This is a genomic window from Paracoccus cavernae (assembly GCF_042430175.1).
Classification (GTDB): Bacteria; Pseudomonadota; Alphaproteobacteria; order Rhodobacterales; family Rhodobacteraceae; genus Paracoccus; species Paracoccus cavernae.
In genome coordinates this window covers 25,961-43,670 of the sequence record NZ_JBHMDZ010000041.1, presented here as the reverse complement: position 1 = coordinate 43,670, position 17,710 = coordinate 25,961, and the positions used below count along the sequence as shown (strand labels likewise).

Genomic DNA, 17,710 nt, shown 5'->3' with positions numbered 1-17,710 from the left:
CCGCAACCAATATCCAAAAAAACAGCGCCCAAAATGGGCGCTTTTTGCGTTCATAAATGCCGAAGACGTGTGAATCCGTGAGGTTTTGACCTGCCACTGAACTTTCATCTCGGCAGTGGGGCGGGTTTTGGTTCGATTCAGCACCCGTTCGCGTTCATCGTCCGCACCCGTTCTGACCTGCCCCCCGTTGGTCCCTCATTCATAACGAGAGTCTGCCGGTTTGTGATTGGTAGCTGGGTCGGTGGTTCTGGGCAAGCGCGCCGGGCGCGGCGCCATCAGTTAGCGCAAGCGTCCGGCGCGCTTCGAGCGGCGTCAGGTTGCCGAGCGAGGAATGCGGTCTGACGGCGTTGTAGTCGTAGCGCCAAAGCGCGATCTTGCGGCGGGCGTCATCCAGGGTGTCGAAGATCTCCTCGTTCAGCAGTTCGTCGCGCAGCCTGCCGTTGAAGCTTTCGATGAGGGCATTCTGCTGTGGCTTGCCAGGGTCGATGTAGTGCCAGGCGACGTCATTCTTCTCGGCCCACTTCAGGATGGCGTGACTGGTAAACTCGGTGCCATTGTCGCTGACGATGCAGGCCGGCTTACCATAGATCCTGACCAGCGCGTTCGGCTCACGCGCGACCCTTGCGCCCGAGATGCTGGTGTCGGCGATCAGGCACAGGTTCTCTCGGCAGCAATCGTCGATCACGACCAGGGTCCGGAACTTGCGCGACGCCCCGAACGTGTCGGCAACAAAGTCCAGCGACCAGCGCTGGTTCGGCATCAGGGCGAGAGGCATCGGCGTGCGTGTGCCACGCGCCCGCTTGCGGCCGCGCCTGCGCCGGACCGACAGCCCTTCGTCGCTAGAGCCGATACAGCTTCTTTGGGTTCATCAGCATGTCTCTGCGCTCCAGCAGCAGACCGATCCGCCGATAACCGAACCGTCGGCGTAGCGCCGCAATCTCCTGCATAGCCTTGCGGATCTCCGGGTTGTCGGGCGGCCACTCGCGCCGCCCCGTCTTCGGATCGACACCGATCAGGAGGTAGGCCCGGCGCTGCGAGATATCATGATCCCGCATCGCCCTGAGCACCGCATCCCGCCGTGCTTTCGGTGTCGTCATGGCTTTCCCAGCAGGCGCTTCAGTTTGCCGTTCTCGTCTTCGAGCGCCCTCAGCCTTTGGGCATCGGACACGTCCATGCCCCCATACTTAGCCTTGAACTTGTAGAACGTCGCTGGACTCAGGCCATGACGGCGACAGACTTCCGCCGTCGCCATTCCGGCTTCCTGCTCCTTGATCATTCCGATGATCTGTGCCTCGGTGAAGCGGCTTTTCCTCATGTCGTTTGCTCCTTCGTGATGAAGCAAAATCTACATTAAACCGAGGGACGTTCTGGGGAGCAGGTCACTACGAGAAAACTCTACGTTTGAACCCCGCTAAATTTTGGGAGGATTACCCCGCCCAGCAATCGTCCTGTTCTGGCTATGAGCCACAATGGGTCCTGAGCCTAGTTAACGATGAAGTCTGCGTGGAGGGCGCCAGCAGCATGAATCGATTTGAGAATATCGATTAGATCTCGTGGTTTAACACCTAGGGAGTTGAGGCCAGCGACGACTTCGGAGAGTGATGCTTCGCCCCTCACTTCAGCTAAGCCAGTCCCAGGCTCATGTGCAATTTCTGCTTCAGTTCTGGGCTGGACTATCGTCTCCCCAAAAGCGAACGGATTGGGTTGGGATGTGAGCGGGGACTCTCGCACGCGGAGAGATAGATTTCCTTGGGAGATTGCTACTCTGGAAATGCGGACGTCATCCCCAAGCACAATTGTTCCGGATTTATGATCGACCACAACGCGTGCGATCGCTTCCGGTTCTACCTTGATACTCTCAATTCTGCCTATCAAACGGGCAGGATTCACGGAACCGAGCTGAGAAAGCTCTACTACAACGGTTCCTGAATCTATGAGAGTGGCTAACCCCGCATTGAAATCGTTGTTAATTGCTGCTTCAATACGCGCGGCCGTGGTAAAGTCAGGAGAGCGTAGAGCAAGCTTAATAGTTTTCATTTCTGAGAATGAAAAGCCTACTTCGCGTTCGACTCTTGCACCCAAAGGGATAGTGCCGGTGGTGGGAACACCGAGTACCACTGATGCCGCCTCCCCTGTGGCCTCTGCACCGCCCGAGAGAACCGCGCCTTGAGCGACGGCGTATACCTCTCCGTCAGCCGCATTGAGCGGTGTCATGACCAATGTCCCTCCAAGGAGGCTTTTCGCGTCTCCGATTGCCGCTACATTTACATCAATTTGTGAGCCGTTTCGCGAGAATGGGGGCAGTGAAGCTGTGACGATGACTGCTGCAACGTTCTTAGGTCTGGTGTTTTCGCCGGCTATGTTAATGCCCAGTCTTTCAAGGAGATTGGCCATTATCTCTTCTGTAAAGGGGCTGTTTCTGAGGCTATCACCAGACCCGCTTAGTCCGACGACTAAGCCATAACCTACGAGATCGTTACCTCGAACGCCTTCGATGTTCACGATATCTTTTATGCGAATGGGTGCGGAGAAAGATGAAAGTGGGAGGAGAATGCTAATTAAGAATAGAGTCACACACCTCATCTGAGATAGTCCGTCAGCCTAAGTGAAGAAAGTCGGGCTGTTAGTGTGTAAAGGTTATTTAGATTGCTTTCCGTTTCCTTCAAGGAAAGGGCCGTTTCAAATGGTTCAGCAGTGATCATGGTATTGCGACTAACAGAGAGTGCGGAGCTTTCGCTAGAATTTTGTGCAATTTCTTTTTTCAAGAGTTCCTCGCTGAAGCCTACGCGCGAGCGCTCGATGGACATCAGGTCATTGCCATGGATTAAAGCCTCTCCGGCAGCGATGAGAAGACCTCTTTGCAGGTTACCATCTTGGTTGGTCTGAGGTGATCCGGCTATTGTATAGAGCGCGAGACCTCTCAGGATCTCTCTTATAGCGGGGCTGGATGCATTGGTTGAAATGTTTATCGTTCGTCGCTCAGACGTGGGGAATTCATGAGAAGTATCGAGGTTTCCCTTGTATATGTTGTCGATGTATCCTGCGCCACCGGCGGGCGCATCGAACCAGTTCTTTATTGAGGTTTCGATATCTGCTAGACTGCTGAGGCCGGATATTTCAAATGATATTTCATCGATGAGCGCGTTAGCTGATGGTAGAGGAGCGGTATCTGTTCGGGATCCGGAAAAGAGGGACTTTCCGGCGAGCGTTGTGTTAAGCGCACGTATGGTCGATGCTAAATGCTCTTTGCTTTGGGCGTTTCGAATATCAATCTGTGCGTCGGAAGATAGACTTGCTTCGCTTATCAAGGCAGGGCCAAGGTCAACGATGGTGTCTTGTATTGATTGCATTGCAAGTTGCATCGCGTTTAGCGTGCCCTCGGCTTCAGTCGTGTTTTTCTTGAAGGCGTCGAGAAGAGCTAGTTTGTGCTCGACCTGATTGATGATTGCTGTATTGCCTCCAAGATGTTTCGCTAAGTCTTTCTTAATTCCGGTAGTCGCTTCGTAGCTCAACGTATTTATTTTACTTTTTGTTGACAGGTTGCTTTGACGTGTGTGATAGAGTCGAGCAAGGTCGCCAATAGATGATAGATTTTTCATGAAATCCTCAAGATGCTATCCAACATATCGTTGACTGCTTGAATAACTTTGGCGTTTGCCGCGTAGGAACGTTCGAGCTGAAGTAACGTTTCCATTTCTTTGTCGCTATCGACTCCGTGTGCGAGCAATGACGACTTTATCGTTGAAGCGTAGGTTGCATCATGGGCCTCGCTAGCTTCGGATTTGACCCGATTGTTTGCAACGAATGATTGTAGGTCGGAAACACTCGAGAAAAGCGACTTCAGAGCTCCAGATGTGCCGGATCCAGTGCTGTATTTTGGTGTCGAGATTGCATCGAGGATGTTCAGGATTCTTCCGCCTTCGCCTGGGGGGCCTGACTGCGTTGCATGCATGCCGTCGCGGATACGCCAAAGCTCACCACCTCCGTCGGGTATGATGGCGTTGTTTACGGCAATGCGGTTGGCGAAACCCAAGGTCGAGTGAGTATCGAGTGCACTTTGAGCATCGGTGAAGAGACCAGCTTCACCAAGAGCTAGGGTGTCGTCGACGGAAGGGTCCGACAAGCGATCGTAAAGGTTTTTTGCGAGTGTATCGAGTTGTTGTTGATATTGTGGCGCGAGGTTGTCACGGATATTAAAGTTCGCGGCCAAGCCGCCGCCTTTGAACATGTTCATCTGCGCCTGGGTGAGGGCGACCCCATCGACCGTGAGGGTGGAAAGTTGGCCACCACTGTTGCTCATTTGGTAACTGACTGTGCCTGCGGATGAGAACTCTATTTTTGCGGGTTTTAGTCCGTCGATGAGCGTCGCGCCGCCCTTTGTGAAGAGCGAGATCATGCCGTTGTCGCGCTGCACCTCTTTGATCGGGACGATATCTGAAATGCCGTCGATCGTGGCTTGTCGGGCGTCAATCAGTGCGGATGCATCTTGACCTTTGGCTTGCGCGATCGTGACGAGACGATTGAGGCGGGCGACTTCGGAAAGGGCAGTGTTAAGGCGACCGACATCGCCTTCGATCGACTTGTCGGCCATGGTTCGGGCTTTTTGCAGTTCGATCGCGATGTAGTTGATCTTGTTGCTCAGGCTGACGGCGCTTTCTGCAACGTTGCGCAGCTCTGCGTCGCTATCGGGAATGGCGGCTGCCGAGGTTAGTGCGGCTTGGAACTCGCTTAGGATCGCTGTGAGGGAGTCACTTTGATTGACGCTGCCCACGGCACTTTCCATGGCGACCTGAAAGCTAGCGAGCGTCGAAGATGATCCCAAGCTGGATTCGGCGATCCTGTGATCGGCGAGGATAGCGGCCGGAACGAGGCGATTTATGCCTTCTACCCGTACACCGCCGCCATTCCCGCCAAGGGTACGGGATGATAGTTGCAGCTCTCTGGCGCCATAGCCCGGTGTAAGGGCATTGGCGAGGTTAGAGGATACGACCTCTGTACCGCGGGAAACCGCGCCCAGGCCCGAAAGGGCGTTTGAAAGTGCGATTGATATGCTCATTCAGCTTCTCCTTGGATGGGCCCGGGGATGTCGGGCGTTAACGTTTGATATTGGTGGTTTCCTGCAGCATCTCGTCGACGGTCTGGATGACCTTGGCGTTCGACGAATAGGCGCGCTGGGTTTGGATCAGGTCGGTCAGTTCGGCTGCGACATCGGTGGTCGATCCTTCGCGGGCATAGCCGACCACGGCGCCGGTCGGGCCGTCACCTGCGTCCCACAGAAAAAACGAGCCCGAGCTGGGAGAGACCTTGTAGGTTTGGTTGTTCAGCGCGATCAGACCGTTGGGATTGGGGACATCGACCAAGGGGACCTGATAGATCGTGCGGATGAAGCCGGTGTCGTAGGTCGCGCGGATGAAGCCGTTTTCGTCAATCTCGACCGCTGTCAGGTTGCCCACAGGCGAGCCGTCTTTGGTGATGTTTGTCGGCGCGAAGTCGTCGCTGAGCTGGGTTAGCCCGTTCGGATCGCCGACACGGCCGATCGCAAGGGTCATCGGTCCACCCTCGACGTTCAGTGCAAGGGTGCCCGTTACGGGGTCATAGGCGCCGCCGGTCAGCATCGTGACTGAAGCGAGGGTGCCGCCGTTGGTCTGGCTGTCGTCAAAGACCAGCTCATAAGTGCCGATGATGTTGCTCGCCGGATCCATGGCGGAGTCGCGGATTTCCATGGTCCATGTATTCGACATGCCGTTTGTGGTGTTCACCATCGGCGTGAAGGTGAAGTTCAGCGATTCGGAAGTGCCGAGGTTGCCGAAATACTCGACCTTCAGCGGCCAAGGTGTGCCGCTCGCGCCCATCATCGTGTCGGTCGCGGGCAGGTTAACTCCGAGGTTCATGTTCTTCGTCGGATCGGCAGAAGTCTGGTTGGCGTTGATGACGACCGGTTGCAGGCCCGATGCCGTGTCGCGGGGCATGACGGGGATCGTGCCGTCGGCGCTGGCTGGCCATCCCATAAGGACAAGGCCGGATTCGGTGCGAAGCACGCCTTCTGCATCGGTCCGGAAGGAGCCGGTCGTGGTCATCATCAGGGGGCGGTCGCCATTCCCGAGCGATGCGAGCGCGACCGATTGGATCACGGGCAGCATGCCGCGGCCCGAAATTGCGATATCGAGCGCGTTTGCCGAGGAAACCAGCGCGCCGCGTTCGTCGATCAGCCGGTTGGTGGTCGCCCGAACGCCACCCGCCGAGTAAACACCGGCTCCGCGCGCCTGGTTGATCACCATGCTTTCGAATTCGGTATTGACGCGCTTGTAGCCGTAAGTCGCGGAGTTCGCGATATTGTCCGAAATACTCGCAAGGCGCGTGGCATTGGCGGCAAGCCCCGCGACACCGGCATTCAAGGCGGAAGAAATCGACATCCGTGGAGAACCTTTCCTGAAATCTACGCCCCAGTTGTGGGGCACGGCAGTTAAGATCGGGCTAACGCCCCAAAGAATTTTCGCCGGTCAGCGAAGCAAAATGACTTCAATGCGGTTGTTGCCCGGATCCATCGGGTTCATCGATCGGTTGCGGCGGTCGGCGAAGCTGGTGACGCGCTGGACGCGTTTGTCGGCGAAACCGGCCTCGCCAAGAAGGTTGCGCAGGGTATGGGCGCGGGCATCCGACAGCGACCAAACCGGCGATTGGATCAGCATTTCGGGATAGGCGCGGACATGGCCCGAGATCGCGACATCGTTTTTCACGCGGCCGAGAACACGGGTGAGGATGCCGGAAAGCTCGCGCAGCTCGGGGCCGGGTTGGGCGGTGTCGCCCACGAAAAGAGGCTCGTTGGTCAGATCGGTGAGCTCGATGACCAGCCCTTCATCGGTCATCCGCGTTACGACATGGCGCAGGATATTCGTCATCTGCATCGATTCGGCGCCACTTCCGGTCAGCTGGTCCTGAACCTCGCGGGCCATCGTCTCGAATTTGGCATCTTCGGAGGATTGCGACTGGCGCGTGTCCTTCGAGGCGCCCTGTCCCTCGCCCGAGCTTTCTTCGGCGGTTTCGTCCTTGCCGCCGAAGGTCGAGTCCGAGCCGCCGTTCTGGGTTTGGATAATGGTCGGATTGAAATATTCCGCGAGGCCCTTGCGCTGCTTTTCCGTAGTGGCATTGAGCAGCCACATCAGCAGGAAAAACGCCATCATCGCGGTCACGAAATCCGCATAGGCCACTTTCCAGGCACCACCATGATGGCCGCCTTCGCCGGATGCGACGACCCGTTTGATGATGATGGTGGAGTTTCCTGAATCTGCGGGCATGAGCCGACCTTGTACTTGGAGTGATCCATGCAGGCTCTCGCAGGGCGGCAGACAGGTCTAGTTAATGGCTCAAATGCGACGCATTTCCTCGAGGATCATGCGCGCACCTTTCTCGGCGATCATGATCGTGGGGCTGTTGGTATTGCCCGAGGTGATGGTCGGCATGATCGAGGCATCGATGACGCGAATCCCCTGAAATCCCCGCAAACGCAGGCGCGGATCGACGATTGCGGCCACGTCCGCCCCCATGCGGGCGGTGCCGACGGGGTGGAAAATCGTCGAGGCGATCTGGCCGGCGGCGCGGGCTAGGTCCTCGTCGCTTTCGCCGACCGGACCGGGCTTGAACTCTTCGGGGCGGTAGCGGGCCATGGGCTCTTGCGCCATGATTTTGCGCGTCAGGCGAATCGATCTCGCGGCGACGAGCTGGTCCGAGGTGGTCGACAGATAGTTCGGCGCGATCTCGGGATGGGCCAGCGGGTCGGGCGCGGTGATGCGGACATGGCCGCGGCTTTCGGGGCGCAGGTTGCACACGCTCGTGGTCATTGCAGGAAAATCGTGGAGGTTCTCGCCAAATGCCTCGAGGCTGAGCGGCTGGACGTGATATTCCAGATCCGGCGTCGCGACATCGGGCGAGGATTTCGCGAAAGCGCCGAGCTGGCTCGGGGCCATGCTCATCGGACCCGAACGGGTCAGGGCATATTGCAGGCCGATCAGCCCCTTGCCCCACCAATGTTTCACCATCTGGTTCAGAGTCTTTCCACCGGAGATCTTCCATGCGCCGCGGATTTGCAGATGGTCCTGAAGGTTCTCGCCGACCGCTGCATCGCGCAGAACCTCGATCCCCATGCGCTGCAACAGCGCGCCCGGCCCGATGCCCGAGAGTTGCAGGATTTGCGGCGTGCCGATCGCACCGGCCGACAAGATCACCTCGCGCGCGGTCAGGGTCTCGTTGCGGCCCTGATGCAGGATTTCGACGCCGGTGGCGCGGCGTCCTTCGAAGGTGACGCGGCGGACATGGCGGTCGGTCAGAACGGTCAGATTGGGGCGCTTGAGGGCGGGACGCAGAAAGGCCTTGGCGGTCGATACGCGCCAGCCGCCGCGCTGGTTGACCTTGAAGTAGCCTACGCCTTCGTTGTTGCCGGTGTTGAAATCATCGGTGGCGGGGATGCCCGCAGCCTCGGCCGCGCGGGCGAAATCATCGAGGATTTCCCAGCGGAGGCGCTGCTTTTCGACCCGCCATTCGCCGCCCGCGCCATGATGCTCGGAGGCGCCGTCGAAGTAATCCTCGGAGGCTTTGAAGAGCGGCCACACATCGTCCGCGCCCCAGCCGGTGCAGCCGAGTTGGCGCCAATGGTCGTAATCGGCGGCCTGACCGCGCAGATAGAGCATCCCGTTGATCGAGGAGCAGCCGCCCAACACCCGCCCGCGCGGATAAAGCAGCGCGCGGCCGTTCAGACCGGCCTCGGGGGCGGTTTTGAAGCCCCAATCGGTGCGGGGATTGCCGATACAGTAAAGGTAACCGATCGGGATGTGGATCCAGTGGTAATTGTCGCGACCGCCGGCCTCGATCAGAAGGACGCGGTTGGCGGGATCCTCGGAGAGGCGGTTGGCCAGAACGCAGCCCGCGCTGCCTGCGCCGACGATGATGAAATCGTAATCCATAGTGCCTCCTCCCGCGTTGGGGCAGATGTGGTCCGGCGCCTCCTCCGGGGTCGTGGTGATGCTTGCCCGCCTCGGCGCGGGGGCGAGCAGGGCGACCGGCATCTGCAAGGGCATAGATCCCGCCCTGTGGGCGAAGATCAAGGGCCGGCAAATGAAAGCACGACCTTGGCGGGGAGACAAAGGTATGTTTAATCTGCGCATATGATGCGCGAACCCAATTATGATCTCAGAACCGGCGAAGGGCTGATTGCTTGTCCGCGCTGCGACGCCTTGCTGATCGACGAGGAGTTGTCCTTTGGCGAGACCGCGCGTTGCATCCGCTGCAATACGGTTCTGGCGCGTCCGCGCGCCGGTGCTTTCTCGCGCATCATCGCCTTGTCGATGACCTCGCTGATCCTGATCGTCAGTGCGATCTTCTTTCCCTTCCTCGAGATTTCGCGGATGGGCTTCGGCAATACGACATCGCTTTTCGGCGTGGCTTTGGCTTTTTCGCATGGCTGGCTGATGCCGCTGACCATCGCGGTGCTTGCCATGATCGTGGCCTTGCCTGCGGCGCGGGCGATCCTTCTGGCCTATACCTTGATGCCTTTGTCGCGGGGCAGGGCGCCCTGGGCCCATGCCGTCGGGGCGTTCCGTCTGTGCGAGGCCCTGCGGCCCTGGTCCATGGCCGAGATTTTCGTGATCGGCACGGCGGTTGCGCTGGTGAAGGTGGCGGGGCTTGCGACGGTCAGTCTCGGGCCGGCCTTCTGGGCGTTCTGCTGCCTGATTCTCGTCAATATCGCCAGTGACGCCTTTACCAGCGCCGCGACCATCTGGGATGCGATCGAGGATGGCGGGCTGTCTACCGACGGCCGCGAGCTGGTCGAGGGGCAAAGCCTGTGAGCATCGAAGTCGCGCATCCGGCCGTTTCGGGCCGCGAGGGTCAGGACGGCTCGGGCCATGAGGGCGCGGACCACGGCGCAGCCGCGCAAAGCGCTGGCGAACTTCATGCCGGTCCGGTCATGACCGCCCACCGCGCGGGTCTTGTCGGCTGCCGCAGCTGCGGGCGGGTCTGGCCGCATGAAGAGACCGTTTGCGCCCGTTGCGGCAGCCATCTCGTGCCGCCCGACCGGCGCAGCCTGCAGGCGGTCTGGGCATGGCTTTTGGCCGGACTGATTTTCTATGTGCCCGCCAACCTGCTGCCGATGCTGCGGACGCAGACTCTGCTGAGCGCGCATGGCGGCACCAATTCCACCATTATCGGCGGCGTGATCGAGCTGATCCGTTACGGCAGCTGGGGCGTCGCGGTGATCGTTCTGGTGGCCTCGGTCCTCGTGCCGATCAGCAAGTTCATTGCCATCACATGGCTTGCACTCGCGGCAGGCCGACCCGCGACCTACGAGGATGCCCACCGGCGTCTGCGTGTCTACGAAGTCGTCGAGTTCATCGGCCGCTGGTCGATGGTCGACGTCTTCGTCGTCGCGATCCTTTCGGCATTGGTGCAACTGGGCTTTGTCGCCGCAATCCATCCGGGTTCGGCTGCGGTCTGTTTTGCGCTCTCTGTTGCTTTCACGATGCTTTCCGCACAAAGCTTCGACCCGAGATTGATTTGGCGGGGTCTTCCCCTGCGTAACCGCAAGAGCCGGAATTGACAGACAATCCTGACGCCCCCGCAAGCCCCATCCGCAAAACCGCCAAACGCGCCGCGCGTGCGGGGACCTCTCTCATCTGGATCGTGCCGATCCTCGCGCTGATCGTGGCGCTGGGGCTGGCATGGAACGCCTTCGCCGGTCGGGGCACGCTGATCAGCGTCGAGTTCTCGGACGCGACCGGCATCACCCCCGGCGAGACCGCGCTGAAGTTCCGCGAGATCACCGTCGGCAAGGTGGAAAGCGTACGCTTTACGACCAATCTGTCGAAGGTCGTGGTCAATATCCGCGTCGACAAGGATATTGCCGATTACATCGACAGCGAGGCGGAGTTCTGGATCGTGCGGCCTCAGGTTTCGACGCAGGGGATTTCGCGGCTTGATACCGTGCTCTCGGGCGCCTTCATCGAAGGGTTCTGGGACGATACGATCGATACGCCCAGGCGCAATTTCACCGGCATGGACCGCATGCCGCTGACCCGCATCGGTGAAAAGGGCACATGGATCGTGCTGTCCTCGGACAGTGCCAAGGGCCTGACCGAGGGCGCGCCGATCACCTTCCGCGGGGTGCAGGTCGGCACGATGCAGAACCTGCGTCTGGGTGAAGACGACGAGACGGTCCTGGCCGATGCCTTTATCGCCTCGCCCCATGACGACCGCATGACGACGGCCTCGGTTTTTTGGGATACGTCGGGCTTTTCGGTCTCGCTCGGCCCGCAGGGCGTGGCTTTGAACGTCAGCTCGGTGGCCTCGCTGCTTCAGGGCGGTGTTGAATTCGCGACCCTGACCAGCGGCGGCCGCGCCGTGCCGCAGGGCCATGTCTTCGCGCTCCAACCCAGCGAGGCGGTGGCGCGCGAGACGATCTTCGTCGATGAAGAGGATCTCGTCCGGCTGAGCGTGCTGATCGACGGCAATGTACGCGGTCTGGCGACCGGAGCGGATGTCAAGTTCCAGGGGCTGACCGTGGGCCGCGTCACCGAACTTTCGGTCAAGGTCGATCCCGATGCCGAAGGCGGCGCGGGCCGGATCGAGCAGCAGGTCGTGATCGCCCTGACGCCCTCGCGGCTTGGACTGCCGGCCGAAACCACGCCCGAAGAGACGCTCGAGTTCCTCAAGCGGCGGGTCGAGCACGGCCTGCGCGCGCGCCTCGCCAGCGCGGGGTTCTTCGGGACTTCGCTGATCATCGACATGATCGACGTGCCCGATGCGCCGCCCGCAACGCTTGATGTCGCGATGGAGCCCTTTCCTGTGCTGCCCTCGGTCGCGAGCGACATTTCCGATTTCCGCGACACCGCCCAAGGCTTTCTGGCGCGCGTGGGCGATCTGCCGATCGAGGAAGTGCTCAAATCTGCCAACGACATGATGAGCTCGATCACCGCGGTCGCCAGCAGCGAGGCGACCCGCGCCATCCCCGAATCCGTGCGCTCGGCGGTGGAGGAGATGAAGGCCACCTCGGCCGAGCTGCGCCTTGCCGTGACCGAGCTGCGCGAAAGCGGGGCTTTGGGTCAGGTACGCGGCTTTGTCGACGAGGCGACGGCTGCGGCCGAGGCCGTCAAGCTGGCCGCTGCCGACGTGCCGCAAATGGTCGAGAATATCGATGCGGCGGCCGTGTCCTTCGACGAGATCGACTTCCCCGGCATCAGCACCGAGGCCAAGGCGATTCTGGCCGATCTGCGCGCCATGCTGGGCTCGGAAGATGCCGAGGCCCTGCCGCGCAACCTCTCCGCGACGCTCGAAGCGGCTGCGGGTCTGCTCAACGATCTGCGTGACGGCAATGCCGCAGGCAGCCTGAACGACGCGCTGAAATCGGCCAAGACGGCGGCCGATCAGGTCGCGGCCTCGGTCTCCCGCATGCCGCAGCTTACCGCGCGGCTCGAGCGTCTGGTCGCAACCGCCGATCAGGTCGTGGGCGCCTATGGAGCCCGTTCCGATTTCAACAACGAGGCGATCAACATGATGCGCGAATTCCGCCGTGCGGCAGATGCTTTCGGCAATCTCGCGCGCTTGATCGAACGCAACCCCCGCGCCTTCATTTTGGGAAGATAACGATGACGCGTAACGCTTTGTTCGCTTTGGCCTGCCTTGCTGCCGTGGGTGCCTGCTCGAACCCGATGAAAACCGGCCGCTATCTGATCGACCCGCCGGTCACCGGCGAGCGCGTGCCCGACCGCATCGGCTCGGCCGAGCTCAAGGACGTGTCCTTGCCGGGCTATGCCTCGGGCGACGAGGTGGCGTGGCAGTCCGGCGATGGTGCCGTGCGTCTGGCCAACCGCAGCCTTTGGGCCGACCAGCCGCAACGCGCCTTTACCCAGACGCTGGCGCGCACGATCTCGGATCTCTCGGGCGCGACGGTGATTGCCGAGCCTTGGCCGCTCTCGGAGCCTCCGCGGAAGAAGCTCGAGGTGCGGGTCGAGAAGGCCTTGGCGCAGGCCGATGGCGTCTATCGTCTCTCGGGCCGCTATTTCGTGGCCGATGATGCCGCTGGCGGCAGCAACCAAGCGCGCAGCTTCGATATTTCGGTGCCGATGGCCTCGGACGAGCCGGCAGCCATTGCCGCCGCGCAATCGACCGCAATTTCCCAACTCGCGCGGCAGATCGCGACGCTGGGCGGGCCGGGCCAGTCGATCCGGACTTCGACCCCGCGCTCGAGTTCGATTTTCTCTGAGGCATTGCCGGGATTCGAGGGGCTCTGACCGGCCCCCCGCACACCGGCGGTCCCGCTTGGGAGGAGGAAAGATCCAGCCGCGCTTAAAGCGGCTGGAACGAGCCGTATTTTCCGGCGGCAAAGACCAGCGGATGATCGTTCGGACCGCCGGTGGTCACGCGGATGACGCGCCCGACCATGATCGAGTGGTCGCCCGCCTCGTGAACCGCGTGGGTGACGCAATCGAACCGCGCGGCGACCCCCGGAATGACCGGCGTGCCTTCGGGGGTGGTCTCGACCGCCAGCCCGTCAAATTGCGGGCCGCTGCGCACGAAACGTCTGCTGATCTCGGTCTGCTCGCAGCCCAGAATATGGACCGACCAGCTGCGCGCATGGGTGAACAGCTCGTAGCGCAGCGACGAGCGGGCAGGGCACCACATCACCAGAGGCGGCTCGAGCGAGACGCTGGAAAAGCTGTTGGCGGTCATGCCTTCGGCGCGTTCCTGACCCGCAGTGGTGATGACGGTCACGCCGGTCGCAAAGCGGCCGAGCGCGTCACGCAGCAGGCGGGCTTCGACGGCCGAAGGGTGGAAGCTGATGGTATCGACAAGGCGGTCGAAGTCGTGTGGAGGCAACCCGGACATGTTTACCCTTCATACTAAGGCCGCATTCGAACGGCAGGCATTCGCGCAGAGATAAATCAATTGCGCCTTAATCGGCAAGCCGCGCCAGAATTTCGCCGTGAAGCCGCGGCGGCGCAATGACCAGCCCGTCGAGTTTCGCGCCCGCCGAGTTGAAGGCCATCGTGCGTCCCTTGCGGTCGGTCACCGCACAGCCCGCCCGCTCGGCGATCAGGCTGCCCGCCGCGATATCCCACTCCCATGCGCCGCGCAGCGAAACCGCCGCGTTGAAGGCCCCTTCGGCGGCAAGGCACAGCCGCCACGCGAGCGAGGGGCGGAAGTCGCGCTTGAAGGGAGGCAGGACCCCGTCCCGCCACAAGGCGGGGTTCAGCGTTGGCTTGTTGGCCAAAACCGTTGCGGCGGCGATATCGGCCTCTTTCGGGGCGATGGGCTGGCCGTTGCGCGTCGCCGGCCCCTGCGCCGAGGCGGCATAGGTCACCTGACGCGCGGGCAAATGGACGACGCCCGCAAGGATGCGTTCACCTTCGGCAATCGCCAGAGAGTGCGAGAAACCTTCCTGACCATCGAGGAACGCTCGGGTTCCGTCGATCGGATCAATGATGAAGACCCGTTTGGCATCCAGCCGCGACGCGTCGTCGGTGCTTTCCTCCGAGAGCCAACCGTAATCGGGACGGGTCGCGCGCAGACGCGCCTCGAGATGGCGGTTCACCTCGAGATCGGCCTCGCTGACCGGACCCTGATCATCGCCCTTGTCCCAAAAGCGCGGCTCGTTGCGCCAATAGCGCATGGCGATTTCGCCCGCTTCGGTGGCGGCGGCCAGCAGGAGGGCGAGATCGTCCTCAGGCGCCGGCAACGGTCATTCCTTCGACAAGCAGGCTCGGGACGACCATCTGGCGCCATTCTGGCAGGTCGTCGGCGGCGGTCACGCGCATCAGCATCTCGCGCAGATTGCCCGCGATGGTGCATTCGTTGACGGCATAGGCGACCTCGCCGTTTTCGACCCAAAGACCGGCCGCGCCGCGCGAATAATCGCCCGTCGTGCCGTTGATCGAGGCGCCGAGCATCGAGGTGACGATCAGCCCGCGACCCATGTCGCGGATCAGATCCTGCGGCGTGTTGCTGCCCGCATTCAGCGTGATATTCGTCAGGCCGGGCGAGGGCGGCGAGGATGTCCCGCGCGAGGCATTGGCCGTCGATTCCATCCCGAGTTTGCGCGCGCTCGACAGATCGAGCGTCCAGCCTTCCAGCCTTCCGCCGTCGACGATCACGCGGCTGGCGGTGGGCAGACCCTCGCCGTCGAAAAGCCGCGAGGCGCCCATGCGGCGGATATGGGGATCTTCGCGCAGATCGAAGCCCTCGGGCAGGACCTGCTCGCCCAGATCATTGCGCAGCCAGCTTGCGCCGCGCGCAATGGCCGCGCCGTTCACCGCGCCCAGAAGATGGCCGATCAGACCGCCCGAGACGCGCTGGTCGTAGAGGATCGGGAATGTGCCGGTCGGGGGCTTGCGCGCCCCGAGCCGCGCCACCGTACGCTCGCCCGCAAGCCGACCGATGACCTCGGGGCTGGGCAGATCGCTGCGGAAGACCCGCGATTCGCCCGCCCAATCGCGTTCCATGCCGAGGCCTTCGCCGGCAATGGCGACGCTCGAGACCGAGAAACCGCTGCGGGCATAGCCTGCCGAAAAGCCGTTGCTGGCCTGCATCCACATCTCACGCCGCGATTGCGAGGCGCTGGACGATTCGATCTGGGTGATGCCTGCGACCGAAAGGGCGGCGGCCTCTGCCCGCAGTGCGAGATCGCGCAGCTCTTCGGGCGAGGGGGCAGGGCTCTCGTCGCAAAGCTCGAGCACGCTGCTGTCGGTCTGTCGGGTCAGTTGGCCGGGATCGGCAAGGCCGAGCGTATCGTCGCTCGGGGCCTCGCGCGCCATCGCGACCGCGCGGAGAGCGAGCTCGGAAATGGTGCGGTCGGAATGGTCGGAGGCCGCGACGATCGCCTGCCTGCCGCCGATCAGGACGCGCAAACCGATTTCGACGCCCTCGGCACGTTCGGCCTGTTCAAGCCGCCCCTCGCGGACATCGACGGAAACGGCCGTGGCCGAAAGCGCGACGGCATCGGCTTCGGTGGCTCCGGCGCGTTTGGCCTCGGCCAGAAGTTTTCCGGTCAATTCGCGCAGCATCTCTGATCCAGCCATTCCCACCTCATATGAAAAAGGGCCGGGACTAGGCCCGGCCCCCTGTGTTCAAGGAACAGTCTTACTTCACCTGCTGGCCATTCGCAAAGACGGAGCCGTCGTCTTTGAATTCCAGATCGGTGGTCAGCACGTCCTCGCCGTCACCCGGACGGGCGAACATCGCCATCATCATGCGGATGCCGCCAAGCTGGTCCTGCGGAACCAGACCCATGGCGCCGAGCTTGTCGAGCAGTCCGTTCACGCCTTCGTAACGCGCATTGATGGTGCCGACCGGCGTATCCATGCTGCCGTCTTCCGAGGGCTTGAGCGTGCCCGAAGCCGAGAGTTTCGCGCCGACGGCGGAAACCGCGAACTGGTTGATGGTCACTTCCACCGGCTCGATCGGGGTCGGCTCGGGGGTGTATTCGGCCATGTCCTCGCCGTCGGCGATCGCCTCGTCATCCATCTCGGCCGAAGCATCCATCACTGCCGGATCCAGCAGATCCTTGAGGACCTTCAGCGTGCCGGTCACGTCGAGATCCAGCGAAGCCGGATCGCGCGGCAATTGCTTGCTCGGATCGAAGAGATCCCAGATCGCATCGCCGAAGGCCAGACCGTCGATCGAATAGGACAGTTTGAACGGCGCCGGCGTGTCGGATTGCGACACGGGGAACTGCACGTCGAAGCTGGAGCCGTCCATGCTGTAGGAGATCGGCATGGGCAGCTCGCTGGTGGTGAGCTCCATGTTGGTTTTGTCGGAGTTGACCTGATAGCCCAGGCCGTCCTTCGACATCGCGAAAGTCAGGTCGATGCCCGCGAGCGAGGCATTGCCCTTCGATGCCTGTGCAGGCGTTCCGTCCTCTGCCGAGGCGGGAACGTCGAAGTCGAACGCGATGTCCCACTGACCGGCCTTGAGCGCGCCGTTCATGGCGAGGCCCTTGTTCAGCGCCGCCGCCAGATTGGTCTGGGCTTCGGCCATATGTGCGAAACCGATCACTTCGCCATTGGCTTCGATGTCGTTCAGCACGCCCGAAAACGCCATTTTGCCTTCGGTCTCGCCATCGGCATTCACCATGAACTCGGCTTTTTCCAAGGACATGGTGGTGTCGTATTTGGCATCGCTGCCCGTGACGCTATGCATCGTGGCGGTGGTGTTGGTGGCCACGACCGAAGCGGTCATGGCGGGCATGTCCTCGCCTTCGGCCTCGATATTGTCGAGCGTCGCGGTCATCGAGGGCAGGGTCATGACATGGGTCATGTCCTCTTTGGAACCCGAGGAGACGGTTTCGTTGCCCGGCATCTTGATGGTGGCCTGCATCGCGAAGCCGTCGATATCCTCGTTGCCCTCGCTGGAGGAGGTCACGATCATATCGCCTTCGTAAACCGTGCGGACCTTGCCGTCGCCGGTCGCCTGAAGCGTGATCTGCGGGATGGCGACCGCCGTCGCGGCACCTTCGGCATCCAGCGCGAGTTTGACGTCTTTGAGCGTCAGCGTCTCTCCGGCGAGATCGCGGCTGCCTTCGGTGACGGTGTAGCCGCTGGCTTGATAATAATCCAACCAGGTCTGCCAGACCTCGTCAGGGGTTACATCTGCAAGCGCAGGCATGGCGAAAGCCATCAACGCCACTGCGGAGCTTGTCAGTCGGAGAGACATGATTGTACCTTTCAAG

At 61.4% G+C, this 17,710-nt stretch carries 14 protein-coding genes and 1 pseudogene; 4 read left to right on the top strand and 11 right to left on the bottom strand.

The genetic code is table 11. From position 1 onward, the window contains the following. Positions 1-199 precede the first annotated feature (199 nt). The 7 genes and pseudogenes from ACFFUC_RS13605 to ACFFUC_RS13575 all read right to left on the bottom strand — a co-directional run bounded on the left by ACFFUC_RS13605 (position 200) and on the right by ACFFUC_RS13575 (position 8,957). Positions 200-1,315, bottom strand: a pseudogene (locus ACFFUC_RS13605) (IS3 family transposase). Positions 1,316-1,482: 167 nt separating this feature from the next. Next, the gene (locus tag ACFFUC_RS13600) at positions 1,483-2,583 is read right to left on the bottom strand and encodes a flagellar basal body P-ring protein FlgI (protein WP_377687075.1); all 1,101 of its coding nucleotides are present in this window, start codon (positions 2,581-2,583) and stop codon (positions 1,483-1,485) included. Next, positions 2,580-3,599 carry a flagellin family protein gene (locus ACFFUC_RS13595; protein ID WP_377687073.1) on the bottom strand — a complete coding sequence of 340 codons (1,020 nt, stop codon included), beginning with the start codon at positions 3,597-3,599 and terminating at the stop codon, positions 2,580-2,582. The genes ACFFUC_RS13600 and ACFFUC_RS13595 overlap by 4 nt, the downstream gene beginning before the upstream one ends. Continuing rightward, positions 3,596-5,056, bottom strand: a complete 1,461-nt coding sequence (gene flgK / locus ACFFUC_RS13590; RefSeq protein ID WP_377687071.1) for a flagellar hook-associated protein FlgK — start codon at positions 5,054-5,056, stop codon at positions 3,596-3,598. The genes ACFFUC_RS13595 and flgK overlap by 4 nt, the downstream gene beginning before the upstream one ends. 37 nt (positions 5,057-5,093) lie before the next feature. Then, the gene (locus ACFFUC_RS13585; RefSeq protein WP_377687068.1) at positions 5,094-6,413 is read right to left on the bottom strand and encodes a flagellar hook protein FlgE; all 1,320 of its coding nucleotides are present in this window, start codon (positions 6,411-6,413) and stop codon (positions 5,094-5,096) included. A gap of 87 nt (positions 6,414-6,500) precedes the next feature. Next, complete coding sequence (locus ACFFUC_RS13580; protein WP_377687066.1) at positions 6,501-7,295, bottom strand: flagellar motor protein MotB; 795 nt, start codon at positions 7,293-7,295, stop codon at positions 6,501-6,503. Between the two features lie 69 nt (positions 7,296-7,364). Then, positions 7,365-8,957 carry a GMC family oxidoreductase gene (locus tag ACFFUC_RS13575; RefSeq protein WP_377687064.1) on the bottom strand — a complete coding sequence of 531 codons (1,593 nt, stop codon included), beginning with the start codon at positions 8,955-8,957 and terminating at the stop codon, positions 7,365-7,367. 201 nt (positions 8,958-9,158) lie between these two features. Here ACFFUC_RS13575 and ACFFUC_RS13570 point away from each other — a divergent pair, with 201 nt between their 5' ends. From ACFFUC_RS13570 to ACFFUC_RS13555, 4 genes are all read left to right on the top strand, one after another. Further along, positions 9,159-9,839 carry a paraquat-inducible protein A gene (locus ACFFUC_RS13570; protein ID WP_377687062.1) on the top strand — a complete coding sequence of 227 codons (681 nt, stop codon included), beginning with the start codon at positions 9,159-9,161 and terminating at the stop codon, positions 9,837-9,839. 119 nt (positions 9,840-9,958) lie between these two features. Beyond that, the gene (locus tag ACFFUC_RS13565) at positions 9,959-10,588 is read left to right on the top strand and encodes a paraquat-inducible protein A (RefSeq protein WP_377687077.1); all 630 of its coding nucleotides are present in this window, start codon (positions 9,959-9,961) and stop codon (positions 10,586-10,588) included. Continuing rightward, positions 10,585-12,630 carry a PqiB family protein gene (locus ACFFUC_RS13560; RefSeq protein WP_377687060.1) on the top strand — a complete coding sequence of 682 codons (2,046 nt, stop codon included), beginning with the start codon at positions 10,585-10,587 and terminating at the stop codon, positions 12,628-12,630. The genes ACFFUC_RS13565 and ACFFUC_RS13560 overlap by 4 nt, the downstream gene beginning before the upstream one ends. Before the next feature lie 2 nt (positions 12,631-12,632). Continuing rightward, positions 12,633-13,277, top strand: a complete 645-nt coding sequence (locus ACFFUC_RS13555) for a PqiC family protein (protein ID WP_377687058.1) — start codon at positions 12,633-12,635, stop codon at positions 13,275-13,277. 55 nt (positions 13,278-13,332) lie between these two features. Here the strand turns inward: ACFFUC_RS13555 and ferA are convergent, their stop codons facing one another. The 4 genes from ferA to ACFFUC_RS13535 all read right to left on the bottom strand — a co-directional run bounded on the left by ferA (position 13,333) and on the right by ACFFUC_RS13535 (position 17,694). Beyond that, positions 13,333-13,872: a flavin reductase FerA gene (gene ferA / locus ACFFUC_RS13550; protein WP_377687056.1), complete on the bottom strand. Its 540-nt coding sequence runs from the start codon at positions 13,870-13,872 to the stop codon at positions 13,333-13,335. A gap of 67 nt (positions 13,873-13,939) precedes the next feature. Beyond that, a complete protein-coding gene (locus tag ACFFUC_RS13545) occupies positions 13,940-14,722 on the bottom strand; it encodes a 3'(2'),5'-bisphosphate nucleotidase CysQ (protein WP_377687054.1) in 783 nt (260 codons plus the stop codon). Further along, entirely contained in the window at positions 14,709-16,061 is a 1,353-nt protein-coding gene (locus tag ACFFUC_RS13540; RefSeq protein WP_377687052.1) for a TldD/PmbA family protein, read from the bottom strand. Before ACFFUC_RS13540 ends, ACFFUC_RS13545 begins: the two co-directional genes overlap by 14 nt. Before the next feature lie 61 nt (positions 16,062-16,122). Next, entirely contained in the window at positions 16,123-17,694 is a 1,572-nt protein-coding gene (locus tag ACFFUC_RS13535; RefSeq protein ID WP_377687050.1) for a DUF2125 domain-containing protein, read from the bottom strand. Between the last annotated feature and the right edge of the window lie 16 nt (positions 17,695-17,710).